This is a genomic window from Legionella bononiensis (assembly GCF_016786215.1).
GTDB classification, from domain to species: domain Bacteria; phylum Pseudomonadota; class Gammaproteobacteria; order Legionellales; family Legionellaceae; genus Legionella; species Legionella bononiensis.
The window spans coordinates 74,797-95,712 of sequence record NZ_JADOBG010000020.1 but is presented as its reverse complement, the minus strand read 5'-3'; the positions used below and the strand labels follow the sequence as shown (position 1 = coordinate 95,712).

The following is a 20,916-nucleotide window of genomic DNA, read 5'->3' as shown; positions in this document are numbered from 1 at the left end:
TGGAGTTTTAATAATGCTCAAACGGCTCATTTCATTTATATCTGTCTTTACTTTATATCTATCTCCTGTGTGCCTTTTTCAGCCTTTACACGCAGAGGATATGGCTAGAACAAATCAATATTGGTGGCCCAAAATGCTGGATCTTAGCCCTCTTCGCCAGCCCAATGCCACTTCTAATCCAATGGGAACAGATTTTAACTATGCGGAAGCATTCAATAGTCTTGACCTGAATGCAGTGATTGAAGATCTCAAAACGCTAATGACAAACTCTCAACAGTGGTGGCCTGCTGACTATGGCAATTATGGCCCTCTATTTATTCGAATGTCATGGCACGCAGCAGGAACTTATCGAGTTTTTGATGGTCGAGGCGGAGCCAATGGCGGTTTTCAACGATTAGTCCCGCAAAACAGCTGGCCAGACAATGCAAACCTCGATAAAGCTCGACGTTTACTATGGCCAATCAAACAAAAATATGGCAACAAAATATCTTGGGCTGATTTGCTGGTTCTGGCTGGAAATGTAGCTATGGATTCCATGGGCTTCAAAACCCTGGGATTTGCTGGTGGCCGTGAAGACGCATGGGAATCTGTTAATATCAACTGGGGCTCTGAAGGAAAATGGCTGGAAAGTAATCGCCATACTCCGGATGGAACACTTCAAAAACCCCTCGCAGCTTCAGTTATGGGCTTGATTTATGTTAATCCAGAAGGACCAAATGGCGTTCCTGATCCTCTTGCAGCAGCTAAAGATATACGAGAAACCTTTGGCCGCATGGCAATGAATGATGAAGAGACTGTTGCATTGATTGCAGGTGGGCATGCATTCGGTAAAACTCATGGTGCAGCATCCACCAAAAACCTGGGTCCAGCGCCGGCAGGTGCCGACATTGAACAACAAGGCTTTGGCTGGAAGAACAGCTACGGCACCGGTAATGGCAAAGATACTATTACTAGTGGCTTGGAAGGAGCTTGGACTGTATCACCCACTAAATGGAGCCATAATTACCTGGAAAATCTCTTCGCATTTAATTGGGTACAAACAAAGAGCCCTGCTGGAGCCACTCAGTGGGTTCCTGACAATAAAAGCGTTTCAAATATGGTACCCGATGCTTTCGACCTCAATAAACGCCATGCTCCAGTAATGCTAACCACGGATCTAGCCCTTAAATTTGATCCAATTTATAGTAAAATTGCCAAACGATTCCTGGATAATCCCAATGAATTCGATCAAGCCTTTGCTAAAGCGTGGTTTAAATTGATTCACCGTGACATGGGGCCAAAATCACGTTACCTCGGCCCATTAGTACCCAAGGAAACGATGATTTGGCAAGATCCTGTACCAGCAGTTGATTATAAGCTAGTTGATGAAAAGGATACTGACCTGTTGAAAAAACAAATCCTTAATTCTGGATTAAGCAATGCTGAACTTATAAAAACAGCATGGGCTTCAGCGTCTACATTCCGTGGTACTGACATGCGTGGAGGTGCCAATGGAGCAAGAATTAGACTTGAACCACAGAAAAACTGGGCTGTTAATGATCCAACGGCTTTAGCTAAGGTATTGAAAAGCCTCGAAGAAATTCAAGATAATTTTAATAAAACGCAAACAGGTGGTAAGAAAATTTCGCTTGCTGATTTGATTGTCCTGGGAGGAAATGTTGCCATTGAACAGGCAGCGGAAAAATCTGGCTTTACCATTAAAGTTCCATTTATGCCTGGACGTACTGATGCCTCTCAAGAAATGACAGACGTGAATTCTTTTGAAGTACTCAAACCAACTGCAGATGGTTTTCGTAACTACTTTGATAAAAGTAATCAAAAATCACCACCTGAAATGCTCATTAGCAAGGCAAGTTTGTTGAATTTAAGTGTTCCTGAGATGACAGTTCTGGTTGGAGGAATGCGAGTGCTTAATGCTAATTCAGGGAACAGTCAGTATGGAGTCTTTACTGATAAACCTGATGCTTTAAGCAATGATTTTTTTATTAATTTGCTCGATATGTCAACCGAGTGGAAAAAATCCAAGGATGAAGAGGGAATCTACGAAGGTTTTGATAGGAAAACAGGCCAATTAAAGTGGAAAGCTACCTCGGTAGATCTTATTTTTGGTGCCAATTCTGAGTTAAGAGCCGTTGCAGAATTTTATGCAACTAACGATGCCAAAAAACAATTCGTAAGTGATTTCGTTAAAGCTTGGGTCAAAATTATGAATGCTGATCGTTTTGACCTCAAAAACAAATCCGCTCTAAATGGAAACAGCAACGGACTTGGTTCAGAATAAACGAATACCCATGCAGCTCTCTCAATATGAGAGCTGCGTCTTCTCTGCCACCCAAAAGACCACTTGCCCGAGATGCTTGACGCTAAAGCATACATGAAACACCTTCCCCCTCACGTAAAAATCCCTGGAATTTAGAGATCACCTTGATGTGATAAAATAAAAGGGCATACGCCAAAATATGTTAGTACATGTTCATCTAAAAAATAGATAATCAATAAAACCATGTTGAAAGCAAATTCTAAAAATGGGTTATCTATTGACGATTTTCTTTACAAGAAATATCTTTTTTTCTCGTAATCTATTAATTTGGTATCCTTAAAAGTCATCTCGATAACATTTAAAACTGATATTTAAACTATCTGTAGAGGAAGTAGAAGATAATTTTATGAACTATTATGCGATTTTTAACCGACTCATTATAGGCATACTCCCTATACTACTGGTTGCTTGTACACATCAGCAATCTAATGGTCCGGATCACTACGTGATCAAAGGGAAAACTTATCATGTGATGAAGTCAGCCAAAAACTACAAAGCAAAAGGAGTTGCTTCCTGGTATGGGGCACATCCTCGGCATAAAAAAACATCGACAGGAGAGCGCTTCAATATGTATGCGATGACGGCAGCTCATCCAACACTCCCATTTGCTACACGAGTACGGGTAAAAAACCTGAATAATGGCCGGTCAATTGTGGTTCGAATTAATGATCGAGGTCCTTTTTTATCGAACAGATTAATTGATTTATCCTTTGGTGCAGCTAAAAAACTCGGTATATAAGGCATTGCTCCTGTTGAAATTGAAGTGGTTTAAAATTGCTAAGAAGTACCATTTACACATGCTAATTAATTGATTTATTCAATTAACTTATTAAATAGTCTAAATTTAAAAAATAGTCCTAATCATCTGAAGACATTATGGCTAGAGCAATTTGGAAAGGTGAAATTTCATTTGAAGTCCTAACAATTCCTGATTCTTTAATATCTCAGAAGAAAAGAATGACTTAAAATTTCACCTCATTGAACCATTCAGGTATAACCTCTTTCGGCTTAACATTCGCCGATCGTATTGATAAACCATCGTTTTACAATCATAAATCGATCCATGTAATAAATAAATGATCAAAATACACCGATGACACTACAGTACAAAAAGTGAAAAAACGATCTCATCTCTTTCAATTTTGGCCTAAACTTAAAATAAAACTTGAGGGGAATTTCATCATGATGACTAATTCACTCACATACATCCGTGATTTTCTTCATGCACAACTTTGTTATCAACTATTCATTACACCCATCCACTTTCCGTTAGAAAAAAAATATCGGGATTTTGCCAAAATGGCTTGTGAATATGTAGAAGGCAAACGTAGCGAAGTCATTCATAAAGAAAATCCTCGTCATCATGTAATCCATCGTTTTGCCCCTGCCAAAAACCCCAATGGAAAGAAAATTCTGATTTCCCATGGTTGGATGTCTCGTGCTGCTTATATGGTACGATTGATCAGACACCTGCATCTGCAAGGTTATGATGTTTATGCTCTGGATTTTCCAGCTCATGGAGAAGCCTGAGGATAACAACTTCACTGGACTGACGCTGTTTTAATTTTAAAAGAAACCATCAATCAACATGGTCCATTTCATGGGGTAATAGGCCATTCTTTTGGTGGCTCAATGTTATTAAGTACTTTAAATTTAGCGGGTCAACTTCCCGAATGGCAGTTGAATTCTAAGCCGGATCGCGTTGTATTAATTGCTTCACCAACTCAAATGCGCAGTCCAGTTAACACCATTGCAAGGCGCTTGAAACTCAGTGGACCCGGTTATTTACAGCTACGTCAGTTAATCCGTCAGCAGGCAGAAATTGACCCCAAATTAATTCGTTTAAAATATTTTACTTCACAAACCCCGGATACTCCCTTTTTATGCATTCATGGAAAGAACGACATAACCGTCAAACCGAAAGAGTCGATAATTTTTTGCAGGGAATATAAAAACGCAAACCTATCGTTGTTGCCTGATGCGGATCATGTAAGCGTATTAATGGATGAACGCGTAGAACAACTGGTTTGCGATTTTTTAAATTCGAATAATGAAACCGTACTTAATTTTCCATAAACTGGCGAATTTTCTTCATAGCATTTTTTTCAAGCTGCCTGACACGTTCTGCAGAAACACCATATTTGTCCGCCAAATCATGTAAGGTTAACTTTTCTTCGGCTAACCAACGCTGCTGTAAAATATCCTGACTGCGTTCATCAAGCTGCTCCATGGCACACATCAGCTTCTCACGCCCCTGATCGCCAGTATCTTCTTTTTCCAGCATTACAGCAGGATCATCGTTAACGTTAAACAAATAGCGCTCAGGTGCTTTATAGGCGTCATCATGCTCATCAGCTTCAGGAGCATCATAAGGCGAGTCCATAACGTTTAATCGCTGTTCCATGACTAATACATCTTCACGGCTCACGCCCAAATCTTTCGCTACAGCGTCCACTTCCTCGTTGCTAAACCAGCCTAAACGATTTTTCATTTGGCGTAGATTAAAAAATAATTTGCGTTGTGCTTTGGTTGTTGCGATTTTGACAATACGCCAATTACGCAAAACAAATTCATGAATTTCTGCTTTTATCCAGTGAACTGCAAAAGAAACCAGTCGGACACCCATTTTGGGATCAAAACGTTTTACAGCCTTCATTAAGCCGACATTGCCTTCCTGAATTAAATCATTCAAAGGCAAACCATAGCCTAAATAACCTCGCGCTACACGAACCACATAACGTAAATGAGCAAGCACCAAACGTCTTGCAGCTTCAATATCCCCTTCAGCATGAAAACGCTCAGCACAAGCAATTTCCTCTTCCAATGTCAGCATTGGAATTTGATTTACCCGATGAATATAGGAATCAAGACTACCAACGGGTAGATTCATTGCAGCAAGTTGCAACTGTTGACTCATACTACTTCCTCCAGCTATCAACACTAAAGTAACTATTAGATATAGATATATTATACATTATTTATAGGGTTCTATAGAAGCCAATTGCCTTTTCACCGACAATCTGGCTCCGAGCCACCCGAGTATAATCGCAAAAATCACAAGTAGCAAGATTTGTCTTATTGACAGCCCCGCTAGCGGATAGTGCATTTGATAAGCAATTGCCAATTGGTTTACCACAACTCCTAAACTCAATATAAATATATTCACTAAAAAAACAGCGCAAATTGCCCCGGCCATCCCGTACCAAATACCCGAATATAGAAAGGGTCTTAGAATAAACGCATCGGTAGCGCCAATTAATTTTAAAATCTGGATTTCTTCCTGTCTGTTACGTATAGCTAAACGTAAGGTATTACCGATAATTAAAACGACAGCCAATGCTAACAAGGCCATAAGCGCATTAGCCAAATTGGCAGCAAAGCCCAGTATGGCATGCAACCGACTAATCCACTCCATATCCAGCTTGACTTGCTCCACCTCCGGCAAAGCTTTTAATTGCCTTGAGAGCAAATCCAGTTTTGCTGGTGAATCAATAATTAGTGCGGGTACAATCTCAATGACGGAAGGTAAAGGATTTTCAGGAAGATAACGCATAATATCATGCATGCCTTCCTGTTGAGTCAATTCAGCCAATCCATCCTCAGATGATTTTAATGTAGCCTGCCCAATACCCTCGGTACTGCGTACTTTCTCCAATAGTTTCACTTGCTCGGCCTGACTGAGGGATGGTTTCAAATACAATGAAATATGACCGCCACGTTGCCATCCAATGGTCAAATTCCCAAGATTATCAGTAAAAACCCAAAAAAGGGCGGGTAAAGCTAACGCAATAGCAATAACGATTACCGTCATCATCGTTCCCAGAGGTTTGCGGCATAATGAATTGAAGCTTTGCGTAGCGGCCTGAACATGGTACACCAACAGTGATTGTGTCCTTTTTAACACAGGCGTCCTCCCTTTAACATCACAATACGATGCTTCATTCTGGCAATCAAAGCTAAATCATGTGTAGCAATCAAGATGCTTACACCAACCTGATTAAATTGTTCAAATAGGGTCATGATTTCAGAAGACAATTTGGGATCCAGATTTCCTGTTGGCTCATCAGCCAATAACAATGCAGGTTTATGAACTACAGCACGAGCAATCCCTACCCGTTGTTGTTCTCCCCCGGAAAGATGCAAGGGCAACATTTTTTCTTTACTCAGTAAACCAACCATATCCAGGGCGGCATGCACTCGCTTTGCAATCGTAGGATAAGACAGCCCCTGAATTTGCAAAGGAAGGGCAACATTATCAAATACAGTCCGATCATTGAGTAAATGAGGCGATTGAAAAGTTATCCCCAAATGACTTCGATGTGCGGCAACATCTCTTTTTTTAAGATGATTTAATTTTAGGCCATTTACAATTAATTGACCTGATGTTGGCCATTCCAATAAAGCAATCAATTTAAGAAAAGTACTTTTACCAGCGCCAGAATGACCGGTAAGAAAAGCCATTTCGCCTTTTTGCATGGAAAAACTGACCTGGCTTAATGCTTCGAAGCCGCCAGGATAACGTTTACTAACTTGGTCAAATGTGATCATCATTGAATATTGCACCGACAAATTGCGCTGCATCAAAGGGCCGTAAATCTTCTATGCCCTCACCGACTCCCAGATAACGAAATGGTATCCCCAAATCATTAGCTATGGCAAATAATATTCCACCTTTGGCTGTTCCATCAAGTTTGGTCATGGTAATCCCGGTTAAATTTACTGCCTCATGAAATTGACGAGCCTGATTCAGAGCATTTTGTCCTATACTCGCATCCAGGACCAACATCGTTTCATGAGGCGCCTGAGGATCTATTTTCTGCAATACTCGTTTTACCTTCTTCAATTCTTCCATCAAATTGTTTTGAGTATGCAAACGACCTGCGGTATCCGCAATTAACACATCGATTTTTCGAGCCTTCGCAGCCTGAAGCGCATCAAAAATTACCGAAGCACTGTCAGCACCGGTATGCTGGGCAATTACAGGAATGTCATTCCGCTCCCCCCAAACATGCAATTGTTCTACTGCTGCAGCTCTGAACGTATCACCGGCAGCCAACATTACTTTTTTACCCTGTTTTTGAAATTGTTTAGCCAGTTTGCCTATAGTCGTTGTTTTACCTGCGCCATTAACACCAACCATTAACAGGACAAACGGGGAATGATCAGGCGTTTCCAATGACAGAGGCTTTTTTTCTTGCCCTAGAATGTTCTGCAAATGAAGTTTCAGTGCCTCATAAACAGCATCGCCATCGGATAATTGTTTTCGTTCCAAACCATCTGTTATTTGTTTCAAGACCGCCTGGGTCGTATCTATCCCCAAATCGGCGCTGATCAACAAGGTTTCCAATTCGTCCAATAAATCCTGGCTTATTTCTTTTTTGCCAAGCAACAGTCGGCCTATACCATCACCAAGTTGATGACGTGTTTTGCTTAAGCCTCGTTTAAGGCGTGCAAAAAGTCCTTCTTTGGCTGGCGGCGTTTCGGCTCTCACTACTTCAGTATCTGAATCAGGTAGAGTTTCCATGCTGTCTTCTGCTGGAATATTTTGATGTTCAGACACCTCATCAGGTACTGAATCTTGATTTCGTTTAAACCATTTAATCATTTTAGTGTACAATTCCCGAGAAATATGAAATTCTATCAGCTTTTTTGCTTTGAGGTTAATTTATGCGCAAAATACTCATCACCCTGTTTATGTTACTATCTTGCCAGACCTTTAGCCAAGTACAAGAGTATATCTTGAATAACGGATTAAAAGTATTGGTTAAAGAAGATCACCGTGCGCCTATAGCTGTTTCCATGATCTGGTATAACATAGGTTCAGCAGATGAGCCAGGTGAACTGACCGGTGTTTCACATGCTATCGAACATATGATGTTCAAGGGAACTAAAAAATTCCCTCTGGGTGTATTTTCCAAAACGATTGCTGCACAGGGCGGTCAGGAAAATGCATTCACCAATAATGATTTTACAGCCTACTTTGAAAAAATCGATGCGTCCAGATTAGCTACCAGCTTCGAACTGGAAGCAGATAGAATGAACAATTTACTCCTTGATGCCGATGAATTTGCTAAAGAAATTAAAGTAATCCAGGAAGAGCGTCGTATGCGCACCGACAATAATCCACAGGCTTTAGCCTTTGAACGGTTTCTGGCTACTGCTCATTTGACAGCACCGTACAACCATCCAGTTATTGGATGGATGAATATATTGCAACAAATGAAAGTAGAAGATCTTAAAAAATGGTACCAAGATTATTATGCACCCAACAATGCTACCCTGGTGGTCGTTGGCGATGTTAATCCTGAAAAAGTCCATGCGCTTGCAGAACAGTATTTTGGATCCATTGCAAAAAAAGCGGTTGTCGAAAGGAAACCACAAATTGAGCCCCCTGCTTTAGGCAAAAAATCCATCATCATAGAAGCTCCAGCAAAATTCCCCTTGTTCATGATAGGTTATACAGTCCCTAGTGTGAAAACTGCACAGAATTCCTGGGAACCTTATGCATTGGAACTCATTGCAGGCATCCTGGACTCAGGAGAAAGCGCGCGTTTTGCCAAAAATCTGATTAGAGGAAGTCATGTAGCGACGGGAGCAGACGTTTATTACAATTTGTATGCACGATATCAGACTCAATTCATTATGTATGGTGCGCCCAGTCAGAATGCTCAGGTAGCTGATCTGAAAAAAGCACTCCTTGCGGAATTAAACTCGTTGAAGACGTCTCCAGTGAGTGAAAAGGAACTGAAACGGATAAAAAATCAAATCATTGCTCAAAAAACATTTGAAAAAGATTCTATTTTTGGTCAAGCCATGGAGTTAGGTTTGTTAGAGTCAGTAGGTATTGGCTGGAGGAATAGCAACAATTATGCCCAGGCAATTAACAGCATTACACCAGAACAAATTCAGCAAACTGCTCAGCGATATTTTCAGGAGCCTAATATGACTGAAGCAGAATTAAAGCCAACGAAAAATAACGAGGTAAAATCATGAGACATTTCAATGCATTAATTACAGCTCTGATTGTACTTTGCTCACAGAATGTAGGTGCAAATACATTTAAAACAGAAAAATGGCTAACCAAAAATGGGGTACAGGTTGTATTCTATCAAGCCATGGAAGTACCCATGCTGGATATAAGCATGGCCTTTGCCGCGGGTTCCGCCTACGATGGGACTCAATATGGACTTAGTGCGCTAACGGCACATTTGATGAATCAAGGAAACGGGGGTAAAGATGCGACTGCTGTAGCCGAAGCACTGGCTGATACAGGAGCCCAGTTTGATGCAGAAACCAGCAGAGATATGACGGTTTTTAGCTTAAGAACTCTGACCAGAAAAGACGCGCTTGAACAATCAACCCAAGTGTTTAACCAAATTATTAACCATCCGGATTTTCCAGATGAAGCATTTGAAAATGAAAAACAACAACAACTTATGGCTGTAGAACAAGTTGATGAATCTCCGGATGATGTAGCAAGCCTCAACTTTTTCCAGACGTTGTATCAAGAGCATCCGTATGCTCATCCGGTTAATGGCACAATTCCAACATTAAGCGGCATCACGAAAAAACACGTTGTTGAGTTCTACAAAAACTATTATGTAACCAACAATGCAGTTCTGGTCATGGTCGGTGCCCTTGATAATAAGCAAGCACATCAATTAGCAGAACAATTAACTCAAGATCTCCAACAGGGTAAATCAGCAGGTGTCATTCCAAAGGCCAATCAATTAAGCAATGCTGAGCAAATAAATATACCATTCCCTTCCTCACAAACTGTAGTCCGGTTGGGTCAGATAGGAATTGATCACCATAATCCCAATTATTTTCCTCTAATCGTAGGGAATTATATTTTAGGTGGTGGCGCTCTGGTCTCACGATTAGCAGTAGAGGTAAGAGAGAAAAGAGGATTAACCTATGGCGTGGACAGCCAATTTGTTCCAATGCCTGGTGAAGGCCCCTTTATCATCAGTTTATCGACCAAAAACGATCAAGCGACGAATGCGTTGGATATTACTCATAACACCTTGAATCGATTTATATCCAATGGCCCTAGCAAAGAAGAACTGGACTCCGCAAAAAAATACTTAACCGGTAGCTTCCCACTGTCATTAGCAAGTAACCGAAATATTGCAGGATTATTACTACGTATGGCATTTTATCACTTACCTGACAATTATTTAGATACGTACGTTCAGCGAATTAACGCAGTCACTCATGATGAAATAAAGCAGGCGTTCAAAGAACAAGTCAATCCCGACAAACTATTACTCGTGACCGTAGGACAATCTTGAAGCAAAGTATTCGTATTATAGGTGGCCAGTTCCGAGGGAAAAAAATCCAATTCCCCGAAGTAGAGGGCTTAAGACCAACTCCTGATCGAGTCCGGGAAACCCTCTTCAACTGGTTAATGAAGGACATTAAAGAAGCCCGCTGCCTGGATGCTTTTGCAGGTAGCGGAGCTTTAGGTCTGGAAGCCTTTTCTCGAGGTGCAACGCGAGTCGTATTTATTGAACAGTCTCCGCTCGCGCATGCCAGTCTACGCCAAATTATTTCTCAATTTAACCATACGGCTTTAAAACTGGTTAAAGCCGATACAATATCTTATTTACAAAATTGTAATGAACAATTTGATGTGATTTTTTTAGATCCGCCCTTTGCAAAAAACTACATCCCCCAATGTATGCATATCATCAACCAAAAACAGCTACTGCCTCAGGGAGGTCTTGTCTATATTGAATCTCCAACAGCAATTGAACTGGATGAACAACACTGGCAGCAGTTAAAATTAAAACAGGCAGGGCAAGTTATATTTGGCTTATTTCAAAAACTCTGAACAACAATATCTTGACAAGGAGCCTTGCTCCTGTTTCAATCAAACTAATACTCCTAGACATTAAAGAACATTGAATGAACAACAAGATTGTCATAATGTTTATTGTTTCAGCCATGCTTGTCGGCTGTGCTGGTACATTTAGAAAACCACCCGTCAATAACCCCAGTGACGATGCTACGATCAAATTGGCAGAAGCTGCTGTATCAGTAAGTGACTCAATGCTTGAAATGGCTCGTATTGAAAAAGTGATTTTGCCGCCAAATAAAGACAATACACTCACAATACCTAATGCTTATAACATGCAGGCAAGAGCCAGCGTTGACTGGTCAGGCCCTATAGAAGAGCTTACAGCCCGCATTGCCAAAGCAGCTCATTTTAAACTGCGTGTTCTGGGGCAAGTTCCTGCGGTACCTGTTTTAATTAGCTTGAGCTTAAAAGACGTAAGCTTGGCAGAATTACTTCGTGATATTGACTACCAGGCTGGTAAAAAAGCCAATATTCATGTATACCCTAACAGTCAGGTTGTTGAATTGCGCTATGCCAAAATTTATTCCTAGTTTAACCATTATTCTATCAGCCTTGCTGATAGCCTGCTCATCTTCCCGAGGAAATCTGGGAGATACGGGCTCATTGGCGGGTATTCAATCAATGGCTAACTCCAAGTACACCCGAGTTCAATCCAAGAAAAAAATGAGCAAGATTCGCGAAATGGCTCTCAAGGATATCGCGTTAAGTTTAGGTGCACAGGCTGGATTAGCATGGCGAGCCAAAATTATTGACCAGGATTTAACAAAACAGGCTAGAAATCTGGATACGATTTACGATTTTAATTCCCTGGTTCTGGAGCATAATATATTACCCCCAGTATTACTCGAAGGCAGAAACACACTGAATCTGGCTGATGCTCAGAGTATACGCGTATCGGATCGCACTTATAAGGTTGCAAAACAAGCACATTTTATTACTACTCCACCCACCTGGCGTCAATACTTATGGATGGACTATGTCAAACCGGAAGCGCCCAACTCCACCCTGCTTCCTAAAACCAAAGCAGAAAGAGAGTTATGGTGCATCTATACGGCAAAGGGATGGAAGAATGGTATAGAACAAGCGAACACCATCCTTGAAGAAAGCATATCCCGTATCAAAGAAGACTTTGGTGGAATGATTCTCTACAGAAAATTGCTGGCCATGAATATGGTATCTCCGCCTTACGTCTCTCATACAGACCTGGGTGTCACCGGTGATGGTTCTGAAATCCATATTGATGACAGAGTCCTGAGAATTACTGCATTGCCAGCTCTGAATATCAACAGTAATGAATGGAAAGCCGCTGTTGCCAAAGATGAAAATGCGTTGGAACAGTTTAAAAACATGGAAAAAATAGCGAATCAGTCTAAAATTATCATAACGAATAAATCTTGGCAGCCTACCATAGCTCCAGTTAATTAATGATGAATTATGAGTAATATTAATTTAATGCCTGATGAACCGACACGATTTACTCCAGTGTTTATGGATAGAATGCTGGAGCATGCGGAAAGTTTGAATGCATCGGATATTACCATACAGACTGGTGAACCCATTTATGCAGAGGTCTATGGAAAATTACTGAAAATAACCAATCGACGATTATCTAATACCGAATTGGGCGATTTGATCAACGCAATTTATGGCCCCAATGCCACCACACAGCTCTTATCAGGAAAAGACATCGATACTCACTACGAATTTCGTCCAAATCGTGGCGTTCGTTATCGATACAGGGTTAACGGCACTGCCTGTCTTGTTGAGGGACATGATGCCATTCAGCTGACATTAAGAACCATCCCAACCACCCCCCCTCATCTGAGCAGTATGAATCTACCAGATAACATACTTGAAGCCATTGCGCCTCAGGAAGGTATTGTATTCATCACAGGAGCAACGGGTTCTGGAAAATCAACTCTTCTGGCATCAATCATTCGAGAATTAATTGAAACTGCAGATTCCAACCGAAAAGTGTTAACTTATGAATCACCTATAGAATTCGTTTATGATGAAATTGAAACCATTTCTTCTGTGGTCAGCCAATCTGAAATTCCCCGTCATCTGCCCAGCTTCGCAGATGGAGTACGAAATGCTCTAAGAAGAAAACCCCGTTTGATTATGGTAGGGGAGTGCCGTGATTCCGAAACAATAAGCGCGGCTTTGGAAGCTGCTCTGACAGGACATCCTGTGTATACCACGCTGCATACATCTGGGGTTGCCGAAACTATGCGTCGATTGGTTACCTCATTTTCAGGTGAAGAACGCTTAGGGAGGACCATTGATATTCTGGAAACCATCAGGTTGTGTATCTGGCAAAAGCTGGTCCCAACTGTAGATGAAAAACGGGTTGCGTTACGAGAATATCTGGTTTTTGACGAAGAAGTCAGAGACATACTTCTTGAGAGTGATCCCAATGATGTCACTTCTGCTACTCGTAAATTAGTACGCCAAAAAGGTCAATTAATGACTTGGGACGCTAAGGCAAAGTTTGAGCAAGGTATTATCAGTGAACGTGTATACAAACTCATTATTGCTGGAGCCAAAGATTATCAGCAATAATAACAGGCTGCTCTGTTGTAATTCTTACCGTTTTTCGATCACAACAACCCCTCTTACAAACGCTCAACACTAGTTTTCGCTCCTGGGTAATCGATAACATCCTCATCCCCAAAAAGAAATCCCCACGAAATAGGAACAGACAATTTGTGTATGGTATGCCTGTTCAATTTTGGGAGATTGCTTGGCCCCACTTCCATCAAGTTAAGCCTGAGTAGCCTGTATTAGCGAAGCGTAATACAGGATCTAAGTGGCTACAAACTCCATTATTTCCCCGTATTACGCTTCGCTAATACAGGCTACGAAAATACCAATCCACAATGCCCCATTAACTTAATGGCCGTGTTGCTTCGCCCCACTTCTATTAGCGGTTACCATCATTGGTACCGCAATCAGTTCTCTGTTTATTTTAAACCAAGACTGGTACTATTCTTTGCGTCCAGGATGGGAATGATAAGCTTTAAAAATCCTGAACATCCTGTTTTTAAAAGAACCGCCTGCTCTATATTTTCAAGGATAAGAAATATCATGTTTTATAATAATAAGTTGAAACAAATAATCAGTGCCCTGACTTTATTTTTTAGTGTAGTACCTTTCGCTGCCCTTAATGCAGCAAATATTCCTTCCTCCGTTAATCCACCAATGATTGATATAAAAATATTGGGAATTAATGATTTTCATGGTCAAATCAGTACGGGCAGAATGGTAAAAAATGAGCCGGTCGGAGGGGCTGCCGTGCTCGCGGCGTACATCAAGCAAGCTCAATCCGGAATGGAAGATCGAACAATCATCACCATCATGGGAGATCAGGTCGGAGCGTCCCCTCCTTCTTCCGGAATACTTCATGATGAACCAAGTATTCTGTTTACTAACAGCCTGGGCAATACACACTGCAGTACAGAAGCACGGATGAATCCTCAATGTAATATAGTCGCAACCGTTGGAAATCATGAATTCGATAAAGGTCAGAAAGCCATGTTTGATCTGATTTATGGAACGGATAACCCACCAACAGACAACTGGATTTCATTGCCAAATTATCCAGGAGCCGCCTATCCGTATATTTCTGCAAATATAGTCGATGAAAAAACCGAAAAACCACTGTTCCCACCCTATGTCATTAAATTGATACATGGTGTGCCAGTTGCATTTATTGGTGCTGTATTAAAGAATGCGGCGGGTTCCATGTTCCCTGAGAATGCCAAGGGCGTTAAATTTTTGGATGAAGCCAGAACTATTAACCAGTATATTCCTAAGATGAAAGCGCAGGGAGCTCAAATCATTATTGTGCTAATCCACGAAGGAGGCAATCAGGTTCCCTATGAAGGAGATACCAAGGCCAGCTCTCATGTTGAAGGTGGAATTAATGAAGTAATTGATCAATTAGATGATGATGTGGATGTGGTGATGGCGGGGCATACCCATCAATTTCTGAATGCCTATATTCCCAATCATAACGGGGTCAATATCCTGGTTACCCAGGCATACAGTTACAGTGCGGCTATTGCGGAAGTCACTTTGAAAGTCGATGCAAAGAGCCATAAAGTGAAACAAAAATCTGCTCGAATTATCACAACTTATGCCAACCGTGGGCCTGGAACACAACCCGATGAAAAAGCACTGCAGTTGGTTAAATTAGCCGAAGACAAAGTAGAACCCATAATAAACAGTTATATAGGAACAGCGCAAAATACTTTATCAAGAAAACAAAATAATGAAGGTGAATCAAACCTGGGTAATCTGATAGCTGATGCATTTAAAGCAGAAATGGATGCTGATATAGGAATGACTAATCCGAGCAGTATGCGTGATGATATTAAATCCGGCATTGTTAATTGGGGGCATGTGTATGCCGTTCTACCCTTTGGCAATACCATAGTCAATGTTACGTTAACAGGACAGGATCTCTACGATCTCTTTGAGCAACAATGGATGGGCCCCTATGACAACATGCTGCAAATTTCTGGTCTGACTTATAGTTATGACCCTGCAAAACCTCTGGGACATAAAGTCATCACCATACACCATCAAAATAAACCACTGATTAAGAGTAAAACCTATACGATAGCCACTAATAATTTTCTGGCTACTGGAGGCGGGGTATTTTCAGTAATGGCACGAGGAACAATAATCAAGGTGGGTGAAAGCGATCAGGATACCGTCATGAATTATATTAAAAAATTACCGCAACCATTCACTGCAACCATAGAAGGCAGAATACAACGAGGATGACGCATATAAAGTGAGGATTGTTCAGAAGCATGATGAGGAATGGTCACCCAACCCTAATGTTACTTGTTTTTATCAATGAATATATCAATCCTCCCCCTACTGGGATTTAATAATTATGATAAGATTATTAAATATATGAACTATCAGGATTTACGAAAAACCCCAAGACCAAGGCTGAAGGAGTTTTTAATAAGGGAGCTAAGACAAACATAATGACCGAATTAAAATTCCTTTTAACACAGCGATTGAGTAACTCTCGTAAGTCCTGACTAAATCACAACTGAGAATCGCCATAGACCGGAACGCTGAACGTTATTATAAAAGCTCTAAGGCTTTATTTCTGCCTGTAAAACCAGTCGTTGAAATTAATGGTTTTGAGCTCATACTGGGATCTCGTCACTATCTGTTTCGAGAGAGTGAAACCCCATTTAATAACATCAGCAGTTCTAACATAGCGGCCAATAAATATTGTACGAGCAAATTACTGGAAAAAGCAGGCATTCCTGTACCTAATGCCGTCGCTATGCATGTTGATGAATTTCGGCAAAATAAAACCAGAGAATTGATTGCCGGCCTAAAATTCCCTTTGGTTTTAAAACCCTTATTAGATGGATCTAAAGGCAAAGATGTTTTATGCAACATTCAGTCTCTAGACCAACTGATTTATTTTTTAAATCACTATTTTTCCATTTATGAGTTTTTAATGATCGAAGAGTTTTACGGAAATTTAAATTCATATCGAGTCCTGGTATTTAACAGACGGGTAATAGGAGTGGTTCAACGATATCCTGCCTGCGTCATTGGTGATGGCACACATAATATCGACGAACTGGTTGAACTGACCAATAAACAACGAAAAATAATTAATGACTTTTTAGGACCCATTGTTATTGATGATGAAGCTAAGATAAAACTGAAGGAATTAGGAAAAAGTACCGATTATGTACCGTCTGTAGGGGAACGTGTACTACTGGCATACACATCCAATGCAACCAGGGGAGGTACCTATGCGTCTCTGGGGAATCAAATTTGCAAGGAAAACCGTAAACTGATGAGCAGGGTTGCTTCAATATTAAATCTGGGCCTTGCCGGTATTGACGTAGAATGTACTGATATCAATACCCCAATTAGCCAATCCAATGGTGTAATAATTGAAGTCAATCATAGACCCAGCATCCGTATTCACGAACTACCGTTAACGGGTAAACCGCATCTCGTAACCAAAACCATCATGCGTTCCTTTATCTACCGCCATCCATTTAGTTATCTATACGCCCTATATACGCATAAACCCACGGCTTTTTATATAAGAGCCATTACAGTAAGCGTCATTTTGGGCGTATTGTATTGGTTAGCAGTTTGAATGCCCTTGCTCCAGGCTGTTTGTCACAGCTAAAAGCCCGTATTTTATATCCTGGTTTCCAAGCTTATTAAATGCATAAGTACTATAATTAAAATATACAGAACTTACTAAATACTCCATGGTGTAATAGAGGTAATCAATGAACTCAGTCCAGCTATTAGATGCATCCTTAAGAGACGGAGGACATCGAACTAATTTCCATTTTTCTGATGATGAATTGCGCGGTATTTTGCTGCCCCTTGATAATTCTGGAGTAGAATTCATCGAAATTGGTTACCGCAATGGCTCTTTGCATCCTATAGAAAATATAGGTCGGGCTGGAGTAACGGACAAAGATTATCTCCTCTTTTGCCAATCATTAATTAGAAAATCAACGATTGCCGTTATGGCACACCCCAATAATGTTACTGAAGACGATTTATTGGAATTGAAAGAGTGCGGTGTTGGATTGTTGAGAATTTGTATTGCCAAAAATAAATTAGCTGAAGCCTTTCCTGTAATTCAATTGGCGCAAAAATTGAAATTACTGATTTCGGTGAATTTCATCCATATGACCTACTACACAGATGATGAATTAGACGAAGTGGTTGAGCAGGTCAGTCAATACAAGCCCGATATGATTTATTTTGCGGATTCGAATGGCAGCATTTTACCCCAGCGAATCAAAGCAATTTATGAGCGCTATACATCGAATTACTCGATTCCCTTTGGGTTTCATGCCCATGATAATATTGGTTTAGCCCAATCCAATGCATTGGCGGCACTCAATTCTGGAGTTCAATTTATTGATGCCTCTCTCGCCGGTATGGGCAAAGGAACAGGAAACCTGAAAACAGAGTTTTTCATTGCCTACCTGCATGCCAATAATATTAAAAAATATGATTTACAAGCCGTGTTAACTGCATCAAACTACGTACGGGATGCACTTAATATTGGTCATGAGGCTATTGAAATGGATGAATTTATCAGAGGAATTTCCGATTTTTCAACAGCCGATCTTAAATCATTTACGCAAAAAACTATTCCAGGAAATTAATCGTTTCAGGATTTGCACATGAGATCATAATGAAAAAAAAGAAAATACTGGTCCTGACCCCGGATACTCCTGACCCATCGTACATTGAATTAGTTGTCAGTCCATTATCCTTTCTTGAGAGTGAATACAGTATTCATCCCATTGACTCGCTGTGTATCATGGAAGACGTTCCCAAATCATCCTTTTACCAGTTATGGGCGCAAAAACTAGACGAGTATATTCCTCAATATGATGCTTTTTTTGGATTTTCATTTGGTGGAGTCATTATTCAACAGTGCTTTTCTTTATTCGCAAACACAGGAAAACCCATAGTATTGTTTTCAACGCCAACGTGTGCTGACATTCCCCTCAGAAACAAACTTGAAGAGGTCATTGCACTGTGTCAAAACAATCAGGTTGACCAGGCGCTCCAGAAGCTTTATCAACACGTGTATTACCCCAATGCCGTTCCAATACAATCCCATAATTCCTTAAATAATCCAGCAGCAGCACATCGCGTGATCTATGGATTAAATCGAGTTTTGGAAACGGATTCAACTTCGGTAGTGACATCATGTACCGTCAATCATGTGCATTTAATCGGTGAGCAATCTCATTTAGTAAACAAGGACAATGTAGTTGAACCTAAAACAGGCACTGTACTCCAGGTACCCAAAGCAGGAATGAGAGTATTACGAGATAACCCCCATTATTGTCAAGCAGCACTATGGGAGGCTTTGAATGCTTAAAGCGAATGAGGTCTTAAAGATAGCCGTGTTACCCGGTGATGGAATCGGCGCAGAAGTGACCCACGCAGCAATTCCTATTTTTGAATTATTGCAACTCCCCATACAACTGAGTTTTGGTGACATCGGATGGTCCTATTGGAGAACGGAAGGCACACCGATCCCGGAGAGAACCTGGCAACTCATTTCTAATTCAGACACCGTTTTATTAGGTGCAATCACCAGTAAACCCCAAAGAGAGGCCATCAAAGAACTGGCGACACAATTTCAGAATGACAAACTCAATTATATTTCACCAATTATTCAATTAAGACAAAAACTGGATCTGTTTGCCAACATCAGACCGTGTTTTTCTATTAAAGACGAAGAAAGAGAATTTAATTTTTGCATTATTCGTGAAAATACAGAAGGTCTTTATTCGGGATTTGATTATTATCCGTTGCCTGAATCAATAAATGATTTAATCAATGAAAAAGAACGCTGGCGCACTATTCCAGCAAATGAGATCAGCTGTACTTTAAGATTACAAACAAAATCGGGATTAATCCGATTATTTCAGTTTGCCTTCGACTACGCATCAACTCAAGGCATTAATCGGGTTACCTTTGCAGATAAACCCAATGTCTTACGACAAAGCAGTCATTTTGCCCGAGAATTATTTGAGGAAATAGCCAGTCACTATCCTCACATTAATTCAGACATACTTAATGTGGATGCGGTAGCTCTATGGATGATTAAACGACCAGAGGAGTTTGGAGTAATCGTTGCCGAAAATATGTTTGGCGATATATTATCTGACGTTGGGGCTGGCGTTATGGGGGGCTTAGGCTTTGCGCCCAGCGCCAATATTGGCGTAAATGGCAGTTACTTTGAACCGGTTCATGGTAGTGGCCCACGAATGAAACCTCACAGTGCCAATCCGAGTGCGATGTTCTTAACAATTTCTATGCTCCTGAATCATTTTGGTTTTAATTTGCACGCTAAAAAAATTAGTGATTCGGTAGCCGAGGTTGTCCGTGAAGGACGTTTTATTACCTATGATTTGGGAGGCTTTAGCACTACGATGGATATGGCTAAAGCAATTATTGATCACTATACGCAAATACAGGTCGAACTTGGCAACGCTTCTTTTACTCTCAAGGAGATGGATTCATTATCCAACACCATCCAGAAACTTAAAAAATACAGTACCTCAGAGATATCAGACGCGCTTGATGCCTGTGGTATTGAAGGCGCATTACTGAATATTAAACCGTTAACACCTGGACTGAAGCTTGTTGGCCCAGCGTATACTGTCCAGTATAAGCCTAATAAAAGCAAATCCTCAACCTTCAAAAATGCAGCAAACTATATCGATCAAGTTCCCCCTAATTCCGTAATTGTAATCGATAATCATGGTCAAAATGACTGTACTGTTTGGGGTGACATTCTGACACAGGTAGCTCTGCAAAATCATATAGCAGGTACTGTAGTTCATGGAGCAGTTCGTGATGTAAAAAAGATTCGCAACGTTACCTATCCCTTATTTTGTACTGATGTTTTTATGCGCTCAGGTAAAAATCGAGTGCATAAAGCGGGGGAACAATGCTCATTAACCATTAATAAAGTACTCATCAATCCTGGTGATATTATTGTTGCAGACGATAATGGAGTTATTGTAATTCCCATACATTGGTTAACAGAAGTTATCGATAAAGTGCAAAACATTAAATCAACCGAAGACAAGATAAAATCTGCAGTTCAATCGGGGAGTACGCTTAAAAAGGCCAGAACCAGGTTTCATTACGATCAACCCTGGTTAGATCATAAAAAATAAGG

General features: G+C 40.7%; 17 protein-coding genes and 1 pseudogene. 14 read left to right on the top strand and 4 right to left on the bottom strand.

The genetic code is table 11. The features are described 5' to 3' along the window. Positions 1–13 precede the first annotated feature (13 nt). The 3 genes and pseudogenes from katG to IZU94_RS12225 all read left to right on the top strand — a co-directional run bounded on the left by katG (position 14) and on the right by IZU94_RS12225 (position 4,396). Complete coding sequence (gene katG / locus IZU94_RS12235; protein WP_203110978.1) at positions 14–2,281, top strand: catalase/peroxidase HPI; 2,268 nt, start codon at positions 14–16, stop codon at positions 2,279–2,281. A gap of 385 nt (positions 2,282–2,666) precedes the next feature. Continuing rightward, positions 2,667–3,059 carry a septal ring lytic transglycosylase RlpA family protein gene (locus IZU94_RS12230; RefSeq protein ID WP_203110977.1) on the top strand — a complete coding sequence of 131 codons (393 nt, stop codon included), beginning with the start codon at positions 2,667–2,669 and terminating at the stop codon, positions 3,057–3,059. Positions 3,060–3,502: 443 nt separating this feature from the next. Beyond that, positions 3,503–4,396 (top strand): annotated as a pseudogene (locus IZU94_RS12225) (alpha/beta hydrolase). On the opposite strand, the gene rpoH reads toward IZU94_RS12225, so the two are convergent. The 4 genes from rpoH to ftsY are packed head-to-tail and all read right to left on the bottom strand — an operon-like array spanning position 4,383 to position 7,925. Next, positions 4,383–5,237 (bottom strand): RNA polymerase sigma factor RpoH, encoded by an 855-nt coding sequence (rpoH, locus tag IZU94_RS12220; protein ID WP_203110976.1) that lies wholly within the window; start codon positions 5,235–5,237, stop codon positions 4,383–4,385. The pseudogene IZU94_RS12225 and the gene rpoH sit on opposite strands and share 14 nt — an antisense overlap. 57 nt (positions 5,238–5,294) lie before the next feature. After that, complete coding sequence (gene ftsX, locus IZU94_RS12215; protein ID WP_203110975.1) at positions 5,295–6,224, bottom strand: permease-like cell division protein FtsX; 930 nt, start codon at positions 6,222–6,224, stop codon at positions 5,295–5,297. Beyond that, positions 6,218–6,868 carry a cell division ATP-binding protein FtsE gene (ftsE, locus tag IZU94_RS12210; RefSeq protein ID WP_203111040.1) on the bottom strand — a complete coding sequence of 217 codons (651 nt, stop codon included), beginning with the start codon at positions 6,866–6,868 and terminating at the stop codon, positions 6,218–6,220. The genes ftsX and ftsE overlap by 7 nt, the downstream gene beginning before the upstream one ends. After that, positions 6,855–7,925 carry a signal recognition particle-docking protein FtsY gene (ftsY, locus tag IZU94_RS12205; protein ID WP_203110974.1) on the bottom strand — a complete coding sequence of 357 codons (1,071 nt, stop codon included), beginning with the start codon at positions 7,923–7,925 and terminating at the stop codon, positions 6,855–6,857. Before ftsY ends, ftsE begins: the two co-directional genes overlap by 14 nt. Before the next feature lie 62 nt (positions 7,926–7,987). Between ftsY and IZU94_RS12200 the strand changes: the two genes are divergently transcribed. The 11 genes from IZU94_RS12200 to IZU94_RS12150 all read left to right on the top strand — a co-directional run bounded on the left by IZU94_RS12200 (position 7,988) and on the right by IZU94_RS12150 (position 20,914). Further along, positions 7,988–9,313 (top strand): M16 family metallopeptidase, encoded by a 1,326-nt coding sequence (locus IZU94_RS12200; protein WP_203110972.1) that lies wholly within the window; start codon positions 7,988–7,990, stop codon positions 9,311–9,313. Further along, entirely contained in the window at positions 9,310–10,614 is a 1,305-nt protein-coding gene (locus IZU94_RS12195) for a M16 family metallopeptidase (protein WP_203110971.1), read from the top strand. Before IZU94_RS12200 ends, IZU94_RS12195 begins: the two co-directional genes overlap by 4 nt. Next, complete coding sequence (gene rsmD / locus IZU94_RS12190; RefSeq protein WP_203110970.1) at positions 10,611–11,156, top strand: 16S rRNA (guanine(966)-N(2))-methyltransferase RsmD; 546 nt, start codon at positions 10,611–10,613, stop codon at positions 11,154–11,156. The genes IZU94_RS12195 and rsmD overlap by 4 nt, the downstream gene beginning before the upstream one ends. Positions 11,157–11,230: 74 nt before the next feature. Next, positions 11,231–11,713, top strand: a complete 483-nt coding sequence (dotD, locus tag IZU94_RS12185; protein WP_203110969.1) for a type IVB secretion system lipoprotein DotD — start codon at positions 11,231–11,233, stop codon at positions 11,711–11,713. Then, a complete protein-coding gene (locus IZU94_RS12180) occupies positions 11,694–12,608 on the top strand; it encodes a type IV secretion system DotC family protein (RefSeq protein WP_203110968.1) in 915 nt (304 codons plus the stop codon). The genes dotD and IZU94_RS12180 overlap by 20 nt, the downstream gene beginning before the upstream one ends. 27 nt (positions 12,609–12,635) lie before the next feature. After that, positions 12,636–13,745 carry a Dot/Icm type IV secretion system ATPase DotB gene (gene dotB / locus IZU94_RS12175; RefSeq protein WP_203111039.1) on the top strand — a complete coding sequence of 370 codons (1,110 nt, stop codon included), beginning with the start codon at positions 12,636–12,638 and terminating at the stop codon, positions 13,743–13,745. A gap of 525 nt (positions 13,746–14,270) precedes the next feature. Further along, entirely contained in the window at positions 14,271–15,974 is a 1,704-nt protein-coding gene (locus IZU94_RS12170) for a bifunctional metallophosphatase/5'-nucleotidase (protein ID WP_203111038.1), read from the top strand. 280 nt (positions 15,975–16,254) lie between these two features. Continuing rightward, the gene (locus IZU94_RS12165; RefSeq protein WP_238400709.1) at positions 16,255–17,337 is read left to right on the top strand and encodes a UDP-N-acetylmuramyl peptide synthase; all 1,083 of its coding nucleotides are present in this window, start codon (positions 16,255–16,257) and stop codon (positions 17,335–17,337) included. A gap of 139 nt (positions 17,338–17,476) precedes the next feature. Further along, positions 17,477–18,373, top strand: coding sequence for a hydroxymethylglutaryl-CoA lyase-like TIM-barrel protein (locus tag IZU94_RS12160; RefSeq protein ID WP_203110966.1), 897 nt, complete (start codon positions 17,477–17,479; stop codon positions 18,371–18,373). A gap of 29 nt (positions 18,374–18,402) precedes the next feature. Continuing rightward, positions 18,403–19,101 (top strand): hypothetical protein, encoded by a 699-nt coding sequence (locus IZU94_RS12155; RefSeq protein ID WP_203110965.1) that lies wholly within the window; start codon positions 18,403–18,405, stop codon positions 19,099–19,101. Further along, a complete protein-coding gene (locus IZU94_RS12150) occupies positions 19,094–20,914 on the top strand; it encodes an isocitrate/isopropylmalate family dehydrogenase (RefSeq protein WP_203110964.1) in 1,821 nt (606 codons plus the stop codon). The genes IZU94_RS12155 and IZU94_RS12150 overlap by 8 nt, the downstream gene beginning before the upstream one ends. Positions 20,915–20,916 lie beyond the last annotated feature (2 nt).

What these genes read in the sequence shown, in the direction of transcription:
- katG (WP_203110978.1), top strand. Translation starts at nt 14, where the DNA reads ATGCTCAAACGGCTCATTTCATTTATATCTGTCTTTACTTTATATCTA.
- IZU94_RS12230 (WP_203110977.1), top strand. Translation starts at nt 2,667, where the DNA reads ATGAACTATTATGCGATTTTTAACCGACTCATTATAGGCATACTCCCT.
- rpoH (WP_203110976.1), bottom strand. Translation starts at nt 5,237, where the DNA reads ATGAGTCAACAGTTGCAACTTGCTGCAATGAATCTACCCGTTGGTAGT.
- ftsE (WP_203111040.1), bottom strand. Translation starts at nt 6,868, where the DNA reads ATGATCACATTTGACCAAGTTAGTAAACGTTATCCTGGCGGCTTCGAA.
- ftsY (WP_203110974.1), bottom strand. Translation starts at nt 7,925, where the DNA reads ATGATTAAATGGTTTAAACGAAATCAAGATTCAGTACCTGATGAGGTG.
- IZU94_RS12200 (WP_203110972.1), top strand. Translation starts at nt 7,988, where the DNA reads ATGCGCAAAATACTCATCACCCTGTTTATGTTACTATCTTGCCAGACC.
- IZU94_RS12195 (WP_203110971.1), top strand. Translation starts at nt 9,310, where the DNA reads ATGAGACATTTCAATGCATTAATTACAGCTCTGATTGTACTTTGCTCA.
- dotD (WP_203110969.1), top strand. Translation starts at nt 11,231, where the DNA reads ATGAACAACAAGATTGTCATAATGTTTATTGTTTCAGCCATGCTTGTC.
- IZU94_RS12180 (WP_203110968.1), top strand. Translation starts at nt 11,694, where the DNA reads ATGCCAAAATTTATTCCTAGTTTAACCATTATTCTATCAGCCTTGCTG.
- dotB (WP_203111039.1), top strand. Translation starts at nt 12,636, where the DNA reads ATGCCTGATGAACCGACACGATTTACTCCAGTGTTTATGGATAGAATG.
- IZU94_RS12170 (WP_203111038.1), top strand. Translation starts at nt 14,271, where the DNA reads ATGTTTTATAATAATAAGTTGAAACAAATAATCAGTGCCCTGACTTTA.
- IZU94_RS12160 (WP_203110966.1), top strand. Translation starts at nt 17,477, where the DNA reads ATGAACTCAGTCCAGCTATTAGATGCATCCTTAAGAGACGGAGGACAT.
- IZU94_RS12155 (WP_203110965.1), top strand. Translation starts at nt 18,403, where the DNA reads ATGAAAAAAAAGAAAATACTGGTCCTGACCCCGGATACTCCTGACCCA.
- IZU94_RS12150 (WP_203110964.1), top strand. Translation starts at nt 19,094, where the DNA reads ATGCTTAAAGCGAATGAGGTCTTAAAGATAGCCGTGTTACCCGGTGAT.